Origin of the sequence: Ralstonia sp. RL (assembly GCF_001683835.1) — a bacterium.
In the GTDB taxonomy this organism is placed as follows: Bacteria; Pseudomonadota; Gammaproteobacteria; order Burkholderiales; family Burkholderiaceae; genus Ralstonia; species Ralstonia mannitolilytica.
On the sequence record NZ_LWRX01000095.1, the window covers coordinates 15,977 to 30,143 of the forward strand.

General features: G+C 65.7%; 15 protein-coding genes. 8 read left to right on the plus strand and 7 right to left on the minus strand.

Translation table 11 applies throughout. The annotated features are described in order from the left end of the window. Positions 1-255: 255 nt before the first annotated feature. The 6 genes from A6M56_RS09065 to A6M56_RS09090 form a co-directional block, all read right to left on the minus strand. A complete protein-coding gene (locus tag A6M56_RS09065) occupies positions 256-798 on the minus strand; it encodes an A24 family peptidase (RefSeq protein WP_045786128.1) in 543 nt (180 codons plus the stop codon). 122 nt (positions 799-920) lie between these two features. After that, a complete protein-coding gene (locus A6M56_RS09070) occupies positions 921-1,097 on the minus strand; it encodes a Flp family type IVb pilin (RefSeq protein ID WP_027678035.1) in 177 nt (58 codons plus the stop codon). Between the two features lie 530 nt (positions 1,098-1,627). After that, complete coding sequence (locus A6M56_RS09075) at positions 1,628-1,843, minus strand: hypothetical protein (RefSeq protein ID WP_045786129.1); 216 nt, start codon at positions 1,841-1,843, stop codon at positions 1,628-1,630. 635 nt (positions 1,844-2,478) lie between these two features. Further along, complete coding sequence (locus A6M56_RS09080) at positions 2,479-3,003, minus strand: TPM domain-containing protein (protein ID WP_102080793.1); 525 nt, start codon at positions 3,001-3,003, stop codon at positions 2,479-2,481. Positions 3,004-3,020: 17 nt separating this feature from the next. Next, the gene (locus A6M56_RS09085) at positions 3,021-3,884 is read right to left on the minus strand and encodes a TPM domain-containing protein (RefSeq protein ID WP_286758083.1); all 864 of its coding nucleotides are present in this window, start codon (positions 3,882-3,884) and stop codon (positions 3,021-3,023) included. Between the two features lie 22 nt (positions 3,885-3,906). Beyond that, positions 3,907-4,533 carry a LemA family protein gene (locus A6M56_RS09090; RefSeq protein WP_082062813.1) on the minus strand — a complete coding sequence of 209 codons (627 nt, stop codon included), beginning with the start codon at positions 4,531-4,533 and terminating at the stop codon, positions 3,907-3,909. A gap of 406 nt (positions 4,534-4,939) precedes the next feature. Between A6M56_RS09090 and dapA the strand changes: the two genes are divergently transcribed. The 3 genes from dapA to A6M56_RS09105 all read left to right on the plus strand — a co-directional run bounded on the left by dapA (position 4,940) and on the right by A6M56_RS09105 (position 8,065). Further along, positions 4,940-5,848 (plus strand): 4-hydroxy-tetrahydrodipicolinate synthase, encoded by a 909-nt coding sequence (gene dapA, locus A6M56_RS09095; protein WP_102080795.1) that lies wholly within the window; start codon positions 4,940-4,942, stop codon positions 5,846-5,848. 456 nt (positions 5,849-6,304) lie between these two features. Next, entirely contained in the window at positions 6,305-6,748 is a 444-nt protein-coding gene (locus A6M56_RS09100; protein ID WP_052698598.1) for a hypothetical protein, read from the plus strand. A gap of 87 nt (positions 6,749-6,835) precedes the next feature. Further along, positions 6,836-8,065 (plus strand): S1 family peptidase, encoded by a 1,230-nt coding sequence (locus A6M56_RS09105; protein WP_045786133.1) that lies wholly within the window; start codon positions 6,836-6,838, stop codon positions 8,063-8,065. 89 nt (positions 8,066-8,154) lie between these two features. Here A6M56_RS09105 and hemL read toward each other — a convergent pair whose 3' ends face one another. After that, entirely contained in the window at positions 8,155-9,456 is a 1,302-nt protein-coding gene (hemL, locus tag A6M56_RS09110; protein ID WP_102080796.1) for a glutamate-1-semialdehyde 2,1-aminomutase, read from the minus strand. A 202-nt stretch (positions 9,457-9,658) separates the two neighbouring features. Between hemL and A6M56_RS09115 the strand changes: the two genes are divergently transcribed. From A6M56_RS09115 to A6M56_RS09135, 5 genes are all read left to right on the plus strand, one after another. Then, positions 9,659-9,841 carry a rubredoxin gene (locus tag A6M56_RS09115; protein WP_003261842.1) on the plus strand — a complete coding sequence of 61 codons (183 nt, stop codon included), beginning with the start codon at positions 9,659-9,661 and terminating at the stop codon, positions 9,839-9,841. A gap of 281 nt (positions 9,842-10,122) precedes the next feature. Continuing rightward, positions 10,123-10,638 (plus strand): response regulator, encoded by a 516-nt coding sequence (locus tag A6M56_RS09120; protein WP_045786135.1) that lies wholly within the window; start codon positions 10,123-10,125, stop codon positions 10,636-10,638. Positions 10,639-10,668: 30 nt separating this feature from the next. Further along, positions 10,669-11,037, plus strand: coding sequence for a response regulator (locus tag A6M56_RS09125; protein ID WP_045786136.1), 369 nt, complete (start codon positions 10,669-10,671; stop codon positions 11,035-11,037). A 76-nt stretch (positions 11,038-11,113) separates the two neighbouring features. Next, entirely contained in the window at positions 11,114-11,659 is a 546-nt protein-coding gene (locus tag A6M56_RS09130; protein WP_045786137.1) for a chemotaxis protein CheW, read from the plus strand. A gap of 208 nt (positions 11,660-11,867) precedes the next feature. After that, positions 11,868-14,099, plus strand: a complete 2,232-nt coding sequence (locus A6M56_RS09135) for a methyl-accepting chemotaxis protein (RefSeq protein ID WP_045786138.1) — start codon at positions 11,868-11,870, stop codon at positions 14,097-14,099. Positions 14,100-14,167: the final 68 nt, after the last annotated feature.

Consider the following 14,167-nt stretch of genomic DNA (forward strand, 5'->3'; position numbering starts at 1 on the left):
GGCGGGCGGTGCGTGCCAGGATGGGCGAGGTCCACAGGCGTGGCGATGGGGCGCCGCGCAGGTCCTGGCTTGCCCGATGGTGCGACTGGATTGACGCATGTCACTTCTCCCCGGTCCCGGACCGTTCTTGCGTGGTCCTTGATGCCTTGTGTGTCTGGCGCGTGCCTGGTGGCGTTCATTCCGTCAGGCTGGCTGCGGCGACGCCGTGTGCTTGTCGTGCACCGCATCGGCACGCGTCAGGGGTTCCCCCCTCGGCTACAACACTCCCCACTTCACCAGCAACGTGCCCGCGGCAAACGCCACCGCGTACGGCAACTGGATCGTTCCGCTGCGCTTGCCCCCGCTGTCCGGCGAAGGCACGGCCTTGCCACCGAACGGCAGCGACATCAGCAGCGTTGAAACTCCTGCCAACGAGCGTTGCGCGTCACGGCGCAGCAACACCATGGCAAGCGCGAGCACCCCGCCTGCCAGAAAACTCACGAAGGCAATGTGGAAGGCGCCGAAGGGCCCCATGAAGGCACCGATCGCGCCCATCAGCTTCACGTCGCCGGCGCCCATGCCACCGAGCAGATAGACGCCGATGCACAGGCCCATGCCCACCGCTGCGCCACCGAGCCAGGCGAGCGCGCCAGCGGTGAAGCCCTGTGTGAGGCATTGCGCGAGAAGCGCTGCCACGAGGCCCGATGCCACCAGCCAGTTCGGGATGCGGCGCGAGCGCACGTCGCTCGCCGCGGCCATCACGATGAGCACGATCAGGCTGAGGTTCGCCAGGGCGCTCAGGCTTGTCAGGGTGGTCATCTCGGGTTCCTCTCGGGCGATTGTTCTGGCTGTCCGCGCGGCAGCGGGTGCCGCGGGCCAGCGTGTATTCGGCCGGATCAGGCCCGGGGCTGCCGGACCTGACCTGGGCGCACTGGCACTGCTCAGGCGGCGGCCGTCGACAGCTGGGTTGCGATCGAATTCCAGATGGCGCCGACCGCGGTCTTGACGGTGGTGCCGTAGGTCACCATCACCAGAGCCACAAAGGCCAGCAGCAGTGCGTATTCCACGCCGGCTGCACCGTCTTCTTCGCGCACGAAACGCTTGATCATGGCTTTCATTTCAATCTCCTCACGTCATGGTTCAAGGAAAGGCGCACCGCTGAAGATCGGGCGCTGGGTTCTGGCCAGACAAGCCGGCCAAGGCCAAACCAGGGGTTCCGGAGATCGTGTGCGCACACCGGTGCCACACCGGCGCGAAGGCCAGCATGTTCCGGAGCACGACAACACCAAGAGGCTCCCCCGACTTCACCAGTTCTCAGGGCTCGCACCGGCGTGGCCGCTGGTGGTCGCTCGCCCGGACATCGCCGCAAATCGCAGCAGGTGCCCACTGGGCGCCGTGGGCTGGTCCACCATTCCTCCAGGGACCGGCTCACGCCTGAAAGTGCAACAACTTCGGTGTTCGCCACAGGCGCTCCCGGCGGGTTGCCGGTCCCTGCAGCCGGCTGGCCTCTTTGTGCCAGCGCGTTGACAACTTCCCCGTACGTCTTCTGTTCTGTTCTGTTCTGTTCTGTTCGCTGCGCTGCTCGTCCGGCATGCGCTGTGTGCGACTGGCCCGTGCAGCGATTGCGTGCTACCCAGGCCTTGGAATATCAACCACCCGAACCACCGCCCTGCGAGCCCGATGATCCGAACCCACCAGGTGTCATCAACACCGATACCGCGTTGCTCCAGAAATCGCCCACGCTGGTTTCGACGCTCGCCATGACGCTGACCAGCACCAACGCCGCCATCACCATCAGTAGCGCGTACTCCACAGTGGCCGCGCCGGTCTGGCAGTGCTTGATGTGTGCGTCCCTGGTTTTCACATCGCACCCCCCAAGGTGTATGGCGCTTATGCTCTTTTGTTCCTAAACAGCGCCGCGCTATGGCGGCGGAAGCCATAGAGCGACGAGCGTGCCATTGCAGCCAAGTCCTTGATTTTCAAAGGGTAGGGACGCGGGTAAGGGCGGCGACGCGACGAAGCGGCGCGCCTTGTTTCCCCGGGCACCGGGCGCGCTTTGTGCGCGATGCGATATAGCAAACGGTTACGCACTTTCGATTTGCGCAAACGCCAAACGTGAAAGTGATGCGAAGGCGCTGTATGCGCAAACAACCCGCGGGTTAGCCCGCATGCACGTGGACGCTGTGAATGCGTGCATTCCTGCAACATGGCGGCCTTTGACGAGACACGCTCCGGTGCGTGGCAGCCGACCGTGGCGGCGCGGGTGCGGGGCCGCTCTGGATAGGGGTTCAGGGAAGAGGGGACAGCGTGATCGGTCAGACAGCCTAGAGCGGACGGTGGGCCTGACCTCGATGCCCGATGCGGTGGCGTCGGGCGGCTCATGCGGAAGGATTAGGCGCACGGCCGACAGCGATGGCGAGTGGGCGCCGGTCAAAACGGTTTCAGTCGTGAAACACGGCGGACGCGGCAGCAGGCGAAAAGGGCTCAAGCGCAGAGCGGTTACAGCACGACCGGCCGATCGCTCAACTCATTCGCGCGCGGCGCACCGTCGGACGGCGCATGCGTGGCCAGCAGGTCATTGGTCTGCGCCAGCGCTTCCAGCACGGGTGCCATCGACACACGCTGCGCAAAGCCGCCCGTGATCGTGTCGCAGATGGCGCGCCACGTGTGCGCGTCGACTTTGGCGGCGATGCCGTGATCGGCCAGGATCTCGACCGCGTGGTCGGCGAGGTTGATGTAGAGCAGCACGCCCACGTGTTCGCGGGTGTTCCACACCTCCAGCAGGCCGAACAGCGTGCGGGCGCGCTCGCGTGGCGTGATGCCGGCCCACGCATCGCGCACGGGAAGGGCGCTTTCGATGACGACGCGCACCTCGCCGCGATGGCGTTGTTCGCCCTCTCGCACGGCCGCTTCGAGCTGCTGCAGATCGGCGAGCGGGAACGCGCGCCGCGCGCGCGACGGCGTCGTGAGCAGATGGGCCAGGGCCCGGCGGGCGCCGCGATGGTGTCGGGTATGGGAAGCCATGGTCGCGTCGTCTGTCGTTACCAGTTGCCGGAGGCGCCGCCCCCGCCGAAATCGCCACCGCCCCCACCGCCGAAGCCGCCGCCCCCGCCACCGAGATCACCCCCGCTGCGTCCCCAGCCACCGCCCAGCCCGCCGCCCAGCCCGCCGCCAAGTCCGCCCATGGCGCCCGGGCCCCAGCCACGGTTGCCAAGCACCACGCGCGAACCGGGCCGCCCGGGCAGGCTGCCCGTCACACGGCCTCCCGAGCGCATGGCCGCGCTCAGCACAAAGAACACGATGATCGCCAGCGGGAACAGCACCGGCAGCCAATCTCCGATGCCGCTGCTCTGCTGCCGCTTGGCGCGCTCGGCGGGCGGCAGGTTTTCCTGCGCGATGACGGTCTGGATGGCCGAGATGCCCGCCGACAGCCCGCCATAGAAGTCGCCCTGGCGGAAGTGTGGCGCCATCACGTCCTGGAGGATGTGCTTCGATTGCAGGTCGGTCAGCGAGCCTTCCAGCCCGCGCCCGACCTCGATGCGCATCTTGCGCAGCGATGCCGGGTTGTCCTTGGCGATGAGGATGATCGCGCCGTCGTCCACGCCCTTGCGCCCGGCCTTCCACGCTTCGGCCACCCGAATGCCGTAGGCCTCGATCGGCTCGGGCGCGGTGGTCGGCACCATCAGCACGAAGATCTGGCTGCCGCGCTGCTGTTCGTAGTCGGCCAGCACCTGTTCCAGCGCGCCGCGCTGCTCGGCGCTGAGCGTGCCGGTCAGGTCGGTCACGCGCGCGGCCAGCGGCGGCACGGCGACCATGTCGGTCTGCGCACGCGCGGACAACGCTGCCATCAGCCACAGGGCCGCTGTCAGCAGGAGGGCGAAGAAGGCACGCACGCGCATCGGCATGGGGGGCAGGTTCAAGTGCTTGTCAGAACTTCACCGCCGGGGCGGTGGAGATGCCCTTCTCGTTCTCGACCGTGAAGTTCGGCTTGACCTGGTAGCCCATCACCTTGGCCGTCAGGTTGGTCGGGAAGCTGCGGGCCAGCACGTTGTAGTCCTGCACCGACTTGATGTAACGCTGGCGCGCCACGGTGATGCGGTTCTCGGTGCCCTCGAGCTGCGATTGCAGATCACGGAACGACTGGTCGGCCTTGAGTTGCGGGTAGTTCTCCGACACCGCCATCAACCGAGACAGCGCGCTCGAGAGCTCGCCCTGCGCCTGCTGGAATTTCTTGAACGCCTCGGGGTCGTTGAGCGTTTCCGGCGTGACCTGGATGCTCGTGGCGGCCGCCCGGGCGCGCGTCACGGCCTCGAGCGTGTCCTTTTCGTGCGAGGCATAGCCCTTGACCGTGTTCACCAGGTTCGGGATCAGGTCGGCGCGGCGCTGGTACTGGTTGACGACCTCGGCCCAGGCGGCCTTGGTGGCTTCATCCTTCGACTGGAAGTCGTTGTAGCCGCAGGCCGACAGGAGCGGTGCAGCCAGCACGGCCAGCGACAGCGCCAGCGCGCGCAGCATCGAGAAACGCGTCGAGCGGAAGGTCAGGGCAGGGGTCATGAAGTCCTCTTCTGGATCGAACAATCGGCAACAGATGTGGCATGAGACCGACATCGTCTCACGGCGTTCCGGCCATCTCTAGCTTATGCGCTTGACGCTCCGGTCACACATCAGTACGGTATTGGGACATTTTTGACAATTTCCATGCGCGTGATTTCCCCTGCCTCGTCGAACCGCACGGCACCGGCCTTCAGCCGGTCGGTTGCGTCGACGCTCGCACGCGCCAAAAAAGCCTCCAAACAGCCGCTCGTCTGACCGGAGCGCTGTTCCGTCAGATGGGCGACGGAACAGCGGACAACCAGCGGTTCGACACGGTTGATCTACTCACCCGCATCTCGCGGGCCTGCCTTCCCGATGCTCTCCTGACGGTCTTCGATCGGTCGTTGATTCGTCCAGGAGTGTTGTCATGCTTGAAAACCCGTTCACCCCCTCGTCCGCCAGCATGCGTCCGTCGTACGCGGGCATCTGGGTGCCCATCGTCACGCCGTTTGCCGAGGATGCGGCGCGCTCGGTCGATTACGGCGCGCTGTATGCGCTGGTCGTGCGCTATCGCGGCCTGGGCGTCGCCGGCTTCGTCGCGTGCGGCAGCACGGGCGAGGCGGCCGCGCTCACCGATCAGGAGCAGGCCGACGTGCTCGATACCGTGCGTGCCGCCGCCGATGGCCTGCCGGTCGTGATGGGCCTGTCGGGCAGCGCGCTGGCACCGGTGCACGAGCGCATGCTGCGCCTTGCCGGGCATCGTCCGGCCGCGTTCCTGATCCCGGCGCCTTCGTACATCCGCCCATCGCAGGCTGGGCTCATCGAATACTTCACTGCCTTGGCCGATGCGTCGCGCGTGCCGGTGCTGCTGTACGACATCCCGTATCGCACTGGTGCCACCATCGAGACCGAAACGCTGCTCGCGCTGGCCGCGCACCCGAACATCCATGGCATCAAGGATTGCGGCGGCGATGCCGACAAGACGCAGCGCGTGATTGCCGACGGCCGGCTGCAAGTCTTGGCGGGCGAGGATGCCCAGGCATTCGGCACGCTGTGCGCGGGCGGCGTGGGCGCGATCATTGCGGCCGCCCATGTGCGGACCGAGCTGTTTGTGGAGATGGCGCGAGCCGTGCATGAACAACGCCTGAACGATGCGCGGCGCTTGCATCATGCGCTGGCGCCCGTGATCCGCTTGCTGTTTGCGCAGACGAACCCGGGGCCGCTGAAGGCCTGGTTAGCCGCCGAAGGGCTGGTGAAGAACGTGTTGCGGCCGCCCATGGTGGCCGCCTCCGAGGAAATCGGCGCCGAACTGGCGGAGGCAGTGAAGGCGGTTTGATTGCATTTGGCTGTGGCGCGCCGCCGTATATCGCTTTCCGCAAGCAAGGCCTGTTGAATTCCGCGCCGCCTGGCCGAGTGATTGCAATGCGGCGGTGTTTCTTGAAAGGGTGAATGCATCAAGCCTGGCCCGTTCGAGCGTTATGCGCGACTGGCAAATCAAACTGGCAATACTGTGGGCGGCCAAGAATTTCGATTATGCTGGCCACCCTGCTGAAGTAGGGCGCGTCCGGTTCAATCGCCGCGCTACATTACCGGCCATCTGCCAGAACGCAGATATCGGAAGAAATAGAAGAACAACACCAGGGCGTCAGGGAAAATGCGGTCAACGCTGTTATTGGTCATTGCCAGCACGAGTCTGGCTAGCGGTTGCGCGTCCATTGTCGGCGGCACCGGGCAGGTGGTCTCCGTCGAAACCCATCAAGCCGAACGTCCTGTGGACGGCGCGCGCTGTGAAATGGTCAACAGCAAGGGCACCTACTACGTAACGACACCCGGCACGGTCACGATTGGCCGTGCGTACGGCAACCTGACCGTCCGGTGCGACAAGGATGGGATGGATGCAGGGCAGGCGACGGTGGTCTCCGCCACCAAGGCGCTTGCGTTCGGCAACATCCTGTTTGGCGGGGCGATTGGCGTTGTGGTGGATACCAGCTCGGGCGCGGCCTACGACTATCCGGAATTGATCCGGGTGAGCATGGGCGAGAGCGTGGTCATCGATGCACGCAACGGCGGGGGCGACAGCGGCCCCGTGATCGTCGCGTCAGGCACGCCGGCCTCGGGCGCGGCTACGTCCGGCAACCCGTCTGTGCCAGCGGTGCAGCCCAGCGCGCCGGTTCAGCCTGGCCGCGAGCCCAAGCGCCCAACGATGGACGACCTGCGCGACGTGCTGCCGCGCTGATCCGTGCCCATCAGCCTTTACATGTTGCGATGCCGGGCAGTGCAACGTCCGCCCGCGCCTGTTCTACCGTTCCCGTCCTTCGCTGCCATGCACACCTACCGTTTGCCCGTTGTTCTCGGATTGCTTTCTGCTGCTGCCACGCCCGCTTTCGCGCTCGACCTGGAGCAGTTGAACGCGAGTGTTTATGCCGTCCAGGCCCACGGGCAGCAGGAGACCCTGTTGCGCGCCGGGTCCGGTGTCGCGATCGGGCCGGGTCAGATCGTCACCACCTGCAATGTGCTGGCCGGCTCCAGGACGATTGCGGTGCGCCGCGGCAACGTCAGCTACGGCGCCACGCTCGAGGCACCGGATGTGGAGCGCAACCTGTGCCTGCTGAAAGTGCCTGACCTGAATGCACCCGGCGTGCCGTTGTCGGTAGCGGTCGCACCCGGCTTCGGGCAGAAGGTCGTGGCCGCGTCGGTCAGCGGCAACGCGATCGTCGTGCGCACGGCGACGATCGCCGGCCTGCAGGCGGATACCAACGGCAAGCTCGATCGCATCGACGCTTCGGTTGCGGCCGATGCCAGCGCTGCCGGCGGTGGCCTGTTCGATGAGAGCGGGCGGCTGGTTGGGATTCTCGTCAGCCCGGGCTCGCCCAAGGACGCGCGCCAGCAGGCGGTTCCGGCCGCCTGGATTCCGGAGATTCGCACGCGCGGTGTTGCCGCTATGGCCAGCTACCGGGCGGCAGCGGTCAATCGACCGGGAGATGCCGTACCGACGCAGGCGTCCTCAGTTGGTTCGCCGAAGGTGGGTGAAGTCTGGCGCTACCAATTGCGCGACGACCTCACTCGCAGAAGCCACGATGTCTCCTACCGCGTTGACCGAATCGACAACGGCCGCGTGTTCTTCAACCAGGGCGCGCGCGTTGAGTTTCTCGATGGCAGGCTTGACCGCATCAATACCTCGATTGGGGGCGAGTTTGACGTGGCTACGCCTCCGGGCGGCTGGGTGCCGCCAAACGTGAAGGTGGGGAATCGCTGGAAGGTCGCGTACAGCCGATCGAAGCGGGGGACCGACATCAGCCTGGAGGGCATTGCCGAGCAGGAAGAGACGATCCGGGTGGCGGCAGGCACCTATCGGGCCATCCGCATTGCCTATCGCGGCTACCTGCAACGGGGTGGCTACATGAACGGCATGGGCTCCAGCTCCGTTCCATACAAGGCGACACTTTGGTATGCCCCTGAGCTTGGGCGCGTTGTGCGATTTTCAGGTGGCTATTCAAATCGCGCCGATGTGCTTGCCGAAACGCTCGAACTCGTCGAACACCGCGTTGAATGACAAGGAGCCGCACAGCGGCGGCTCCAATCCCGGATACGACGGGAAACGAAAGGGAGGCCTGCGCGGCCTCGCTCCTCAATCCGGTCGGGTCAGATGGCCTTGAACGCCTTCCGCGCGGCCGCAAAAGTCGCATCCAAAACCGCATCATCATGCGTTGAGGAAACGAACCCCGCCTCGAAAGCCGAAGGCGCCAGATACACGCCTTCATTCAGCATCGCGTGGAAAAACGCATTGAAGCGGCCCACGTCGCTCTGGGTCACTTCCGAGAAGCTGGTCGGCACGCCTTCGCGGAAATAGATGCCGAACATGCCGCCGACGCTGTCCGCGGCAAACGGCACGCCGGCTTCACGTGCAATCTCGGACAGCCCATCGACGAGCTTGCGTGTCTGCGCGGCCAGGCGGTCGTGGAAACCGTCGGCGGCAATCAGGCGCAGTGTGGTGAGACCCGCCGCCACGGCCAGCGGGTTGCCCGACAGCGTCCCGGCCTGGTACACGCTGCCCAGCGGCGCCAGGAAACCCATGATGTCGCGCCGGCCGCCAAACGCCGCAGCGGGCATGCCGCCGCCGATGACCTTGCCCAGGCATGTCAGGTCCGGCGTGATGCCGTACAGCGCCTGCGCGCAGCCGAGTGCCACGCGAAAACCCGTCATCACCTCGTCGAAGATCAGCACGGCCCCGTGCTCGGTGCATAGCGAGCGCATGGTCTGGTGGAACTCGGTGCTGCCGCGCACGAGATTCATGTTGCCGGCCACCGGCTCGACGATCACGGCGGCGATTTCGTTAGCGTGCCGCGCAAATGCCTCGCGCAGCGCGCCAACGTCGTTGTACGGCAGCACCATCGTGTGCTTGACCACGTCTTCGGGCACACCGGCGGACGAAGGTGCGTTCTGCGTGGTGTCGGCAAACGTCAGCAGGCCCGAGCCCGCCTTGACCAGCAGGCTGTCGGCGTGGCCGTGGTAGCAGCCTTCGAACTTGACGATCAGGTCGCGGCCGGTAAAGCCGCGTGCCAGCCGCAGCGCGCTCATGGTGGCCTCGGTGCCCGACGATACGAGGCGCACCTGCTCGATCGATGGGACCAGCTTGCAGATTTCCTCGGCCATGACGACTTCGGCCTCGGTCGGCGCGCCAAACGAGAAGCTGTCGGCCGCCACCTCCTGCACGGCGCGCACGACGTCCGGATGTGCGTGGCCAACGATCATCGGGCCCCACGAGCCGACGTAGTCGATGTAGCGCGTGCCGTCGGCGTCCCACAGGTACGGGCCGGCTGCCTTGGCAATGAAGCGCGGCGTGCCGCCCACGGAGCGGAAGGCCCGGACGGGCGAATTCACGCCCCCGGGGATGGTCTTCTGGGCACGTTCAAACAGGGCAGCGCTACGGGAAGGAGTCGACATGGAAACGAGTGGAATAGAGTGGCGCCACGCGAAATGGCGCAGCGGCGCGGTTTGAAGTCGGATATGCAGTGGTTTGACGCAGATGCCAGCCGGATGCAGTCAAACGCCGCGCCGCCGCCGTGCGTGTTCTGGCGTGCCGGGGCGGGTTTGGGTACCATCTGGCCTGCCATTTTAATAGACGGAACCACCGAAGCTTTGCCCTATGGAACAACAGATTGAATACAAGACGTGGATGTGCCTGATCTGCGGCTGGATCTACGACGAAGAACAGGGTGCGCCCGACGACGGCATCGCCCCCGGCACGAAATGGGAAGACGTGCCCATCAACTGGACGTGCCCCGAGTGCGGCGCGCGCAAGGAAGACTTCGAAATGGTGCAGATCTGATCCGGATCTGACCTGTCCCACGGCCGGCAAGTGAGCGATTGCCCTCTTGCCAGCCGCCAGATATCGGCAAGTGACGCATCCGAAAGGTCTCGTCGCTTCCATGCCACAAGCGGTCGGCGACAAGCCGGCGCCATTGACGGCGAATAGGTGACTTGTCACACTTCGTCAAATTCTGAGCTTCACACTTCATAAGCGGGCCGGGGGGCGTAGTTTTGAAGTCGTCGCCAGCGTGGCCGTTCGGGCGCGCTGCGCGGCGATTTGCCGCGATCCATCCGGTCAGAATGTCGTGGCGACCCGTGGTCGCGCAATGCGAGAACATGATGCAAACCGCGCGGGTGGAACAACTGACCGACTCCCAACCGCTGGCGTCTTCCACGCTGGCCAGTGCTGTGACGCCGCTTGCGGGCTGCAAAGTCCTGGTGATCGACGATTCCAGCACCATCCGCCGTACCGCGCAGATCTTTCTCTCCCAGGCCGGCTGCCAGGTCGTGCTGGCCGAAGACGGTTTCGATGCGCTGGCCAAGGTCGGTGACCTGAAGCCCGATCTCGTGTTCTGCGACATCCTGATGCCGAATCTCGACGGCTACCAGACCTGCTCGCTCATCAAGAAAAGCCCGAAGTTTCATGCCACACCCGTGATCATGCTGTCTTCGCGCGACGGAATCTTCGACCGTGCGCGCGGCCGGCTGGTCGGGGCGGTGGATCACCTCGCCAAGCCCTTCACGAAGGAAGCGCTGCTTGAGGCGGTCCAGACGCATCTGCCCGCGGCGCCGGCCCAGGCCCTGGCCGCGCAGTGATGGCATCTCCCTTAACGAAGGACTGTTTGTATGGCAATCAAGAAAGTGTTGGTGGTCGATGATTCTCCGACCGAAGCGCTGCACCTGTCGGAGATCCTCGGCAAGAACGGTTTCAAGGTGACGGTTGCGGCCGACAGCGAGCAGGCCATGGCCAAGCTCGAGGCCGAGCCGTTCGACCTGATCCTGATGGATGTGGTGATGCCCGGCCAGAACGGCTACCAGACGACCCGCGCGATCAAGAAGGACGATCGCTTCAAGGACGTCCCGGTCATCATCTGCACGACCAAGGGGCTGGAGACCGACCGCGTGTGGGGCATGCGCCAGGGCGCGTCGGACTACATCGTCAAGCCGGTGAAGGCCGAAGACCTGCTCGACAAGATCGCGAAGCTGGCGCAGTAACGCCGCAGCAACTTGTTCAACCTCGCGACGCCAAGTCGGGCGCGCAGCACAGATGCAGCACGGAGATGAGCCAGACGTGAACGAACAGCGCACCAACCTGACCTCGCGCCAGCGCCTGCACGAATACCAGGCGATGCTCGCACGCCGCCTGCAGGAGGCGCGCGCCAAGTCGTCGGCGGAAGGCTTCCTCGGCGTGCAGGTCGGCGAGCGCCACTGGCTTCTGTCGCTCACCGACACGGGCGAGGTGCTCGACTACCAGGCGCCCACGCGCGTGCCGCTCACGCAGCCGTGGTACCTCGGTCTCGTGAATGCGCGCGGCAACCTGCTCGGCGTGATCGACCTCGGCCTGTTCTGCGGCGAGGCGCCCACGGCCGCGGGCCCCGGCGCCAAGATCGTGGTGCTGTCCAAGGACCCGCAGCGGGCGTGCGCGATCGTCGTGCCGCGTGTGGCGGGCTTGCGCAGCCTGACCGATCTGCAGCCGGCTGACGTGGCCACGGAAGAGAGCCGTCCGTGGCAGGGCCGCGCCTGGCGCGATGCGCAGGGCACCCTGTGGCGCGAGCTCGATGTGCGGCAGTTGCTGGCCGATCCGGCCTTCCTGCAGGTGGGCCGCAGCCGCGCGTGACCGTGCGGCATACGTAGTACCGACCGGGCCGCTCGATCGGCCCGGCAGCACACAACAAGCGATTGGGCGCGTTCGCGACGGGAGCGGGCGCGCACAGGGCAAGAGGTGCGGACCACGCCAGGCATGACAAGGCGTGGACGCGGATGGGAAATCCATGCCGTCGATCCCAACCAGACGGGGGCGGCGTCGACAAGACAAGAGGGGTCCTATGGGGTTCAAGTGGTTCAACGCGGGGCGCAGGGCAGGGGCGCCGGAGGTTGCAGCGGAAGGGGCGTCGGCCGCCGCCGTGCAGTTGGCGCAGTCCGACAATGCGCCCCACGTGGATGACGACGATCCTGCCGGCCCTCCCACGCAGCTGGGCCGCACGCCCATCGACGCCGTGGTCGGCTGGATGGAGCGCGTGCCCTTTGCGGCGCAGCAGCGTGTCTTCACGATCGGCCTGGTGCTCGGCCTGCTGGCCCTGCTGATTTCCGTGTACCTGGATAACCGCCAGGCAAATAACGGCTCCGTCCAGATTGAAATCGCCGGCGACACGCTGATGCACTCGCAGCGTCTGGCCAAGGCGGTGCCCGTGGCGCTGCTCGGTAACGCCAACGCGTTCGCCCAGCTCAAGGAGAGCCGCGCGCGCCTGCAGGACAATCTCGACGCGCTCAAGAACGGCAACTCCGATCGCGGTGTGCGCGCCACCTCGGGCGGCGACGCCCAGGCGCTGCTCGACAAGTCCATCGAAGAATGGAAGCGCAGCGAAAAGAGCGCCCAGGCGGTGCTCGCGCAAGAGAAGACGCTGGTGGCGGTGGGCAAGACGCTGAACGTGTTCAACGCGTCCAACCCCGAACTGCTGGAAGAAGCCGAGCAGATCGCCTCGATGAAGCTGCAGACCAACGCGCCGGCGCGTGAAGTGGCCGCCTCGTCGCAGCTCGTGATGCTGACGCAGCGCCTCGGTAAGAACATGAACGAGTTCCTGGCCGGTGAAGGCGTGAACCCGGAAACGGCGTTCCTGCTCGGCAAGGACACCAACACCTTCCGCGAAACGCTGAACGGCCTGCTCAACGGCTCCGAAGCGCTGCGCCTGTCGCCCGCCACCGACCCCGAGACCAAGGGTTACCTGCAAGAATTGTCGACGCGTTTCGACAACGTGCAGAAGACCACGCAGATCATCCTCGAGAACCTGCCGGGCCTGATCGCCGCCAAGCGCGCGCAGCAGCAGATCTTCAACGACAACGAAAAGCTGCGTGCCGACCTGTCGGATCTGCAGTCGGCGTATGCGAGCAGCGTGCGCAACCGCCCGCTGACCCTCGGCGCGGTGGTGCTGTCGGCCATCCTCACCGTGGTCTGCCTGGCGGGCCTCGCTGCCCTGTACCTGCGCGATTCGCGCGTGCGAACGATGGAAGCCGAAGCGCGTCAGCGTGAAGCCGAAGAGCGCCGGATGGTGGAAAAGCGCAACAACGACGCCACCCAGGCCGCCATTCTGCGTCTGATGAACGAGCTGCAGGACATCGCAGACGGTGACTTGACCAAGCAGGCCACCGTGTCGGAAGACATTACCGGCGCCATTGCCGACTCCGTGAACTACACGGTGGAAGAACTGCGCGAGCTGGTCGGCCGGGTGCAGCAGACGGCCGAGCAGGTGACGCAGGCATCGTCGGCGGTGCAGAGCACGTCGGAAAGCCTCGTGGCCGCATCGGAAGAACAGTCGCGCCAGATTCGCCAGACTGGCCAGTCGGTGGTGGAGATGGCGGACCGCATTACGCAGGTTTCGCGCGGCGCAGCCGAATCGGCCAACGTTGCACGCGCCTCGCTGGCCGCTGCCGAGCAAGGCCAGCAGGCCGTGCAGAACGCGATCTCGGGCATGAACGACATCCGTGACCAGATTCAGGAAACCTCGAAGCGGATCAAGCGCCTGGGCGAATCGTCGCAGGAGATCGGTGAAATCGTGGAGCTGATCTCGGACATTACCGAGCAGACCAACGTGCTGGCACTGAACGCTGCCATCCAGGCGGCATCCGCTGGTGAAGCCGGCCGCGGCTTCTCGGTGGTGGCAGAAGAAGTGCAGCGCCTGGCAGAACGTTCCGCCGAGGCAGCCAAGCAGATCGGCGCGCTGATCCGCACGATTCAGACCGACACGCAGGACGCGGTGCACGCCATGGAGCGCAGCACGGCGGGCGTGGTGGAAGGGGCGAAGCTGTCCGATAACGCCGGTGCCGCACTGGTGGAGATCGGCCGCGTGTCGCGCCAGCTTGCAGAGCTGATCGAGAGCATTTCGCAGACGACCTCGCACGAAGCGACGCTGGCTTCGGACGTTGCGCAGAACATCGAGCAGATCCTGCACATCACGGAACAGACGTCCAACGGTACGCGCCAGACTGCGCAGTCGGTGCGCCAGCTCACGCAGCTTGCCGAAGAACTGCGTGACTCGGTGGCGCGGTTCCGCATCGCTTGATCGGCGTCACGTCGTCACTGGATTTCGGGCGGGAGCGCCAAGCGGTCAACGCGGCAACCGCCACCTGC

Excerpts from the sequence above, each read along its gene's own strand:
- hemL (WP_102080796.1), bottom strand. The coding sequence starts at position 9,456 with ATGTCGACTCCTTCCCGTAGCGCTGCCCTGTTTGAACGTGCCCAGAAG.
- A6M56_RS09085 (WP_286758083.1), bottom strand. The coding sequence starts at position 3,884 with ATGCCGATGCGCGTGCGTGCCTTCTTCGCCCTCCTGCTGACAGCGGCC.
- A6M56_RS09070 (WP_027678035.1), bottom strand. The coding sequence starts at position 1,097 with ATGAAAGCCATGATCAAGCGTTTCGTGCGCGAAGAAGACGGTGCAGCC.
- A6M56_RS09100 (WP_052698598.1), top strand. The coding sequence starts at position 6,305 with ATGGTCAACAGCAAGGGCACCTACTACGTAACGACACCCGGCACGGTC.
- A6M56_RS09065 (WP_045786128.1), bottom strand. The coding sequence starts at position 798 with ATGACCACCCTGACAAGCCTGAGCGCCCTGGCGAACCTCAGCCTGATC.
- dapA (WP_102080795.1), top strand. The coding sequence starts at position 4,940 with ATGCTTGAAAACCCGTTCACCCCCTCGTCCGCCAGCATGCGTCCGTCG.
- A6M56_RS09125 (WP_045786136.1), top strand. The coding sequence starts at position 10,669 with ATGGCAATCAAGAAAGTGTTGGTGGTCGATGATTCTCCGACCGAAGCG.
- A6M56_RS09135 (WP_045786138.1), top strand. The coding sequence starts at position 11,868 with ATGGGGTTCAAGTGGTTCAACGCGGGGCGCAGGGCAGGGGCGCCGGAG.
- A6M56_RS09115 (WP_003261842.1), top strand. The coding sequence starts at position 9,659 with ATGGAACAACAGATTGAATACAAGACGTGGATGTGCCTGATCTGCGGC.
- A6M56_RS09090 (WP_082062813.1), bottom strand. The coding sequence starts at position 4,533 with ATGACCCCTGCCCTGACCTTCCGCTCGACGCGTTTCTCGATGCTGCGC.
- A6M56_RS09080 (WP_102080793.1), bottom strand. The coding sequence starts at position 3,003 with ATGGCTTCCCATACCCGACACCATCGCGGCGCCCGCCGGGCCCTGGCC.
- A6M56_RS09120 (WP_045786135.1), top strand. The coding sequence starts at position 10,123 with ATGTCGTGGCGACCCGTGGTCGCGCAATGCGAGAACATGATGCAAACC.
- A6M56_RS09105 (WP_045786133.1), top strand. The coding sequence starts at position 6,836 with ATGCACACCTACCGTTTGCCCGTTGTTCTCGGATTGCTTTCTGCTGCT.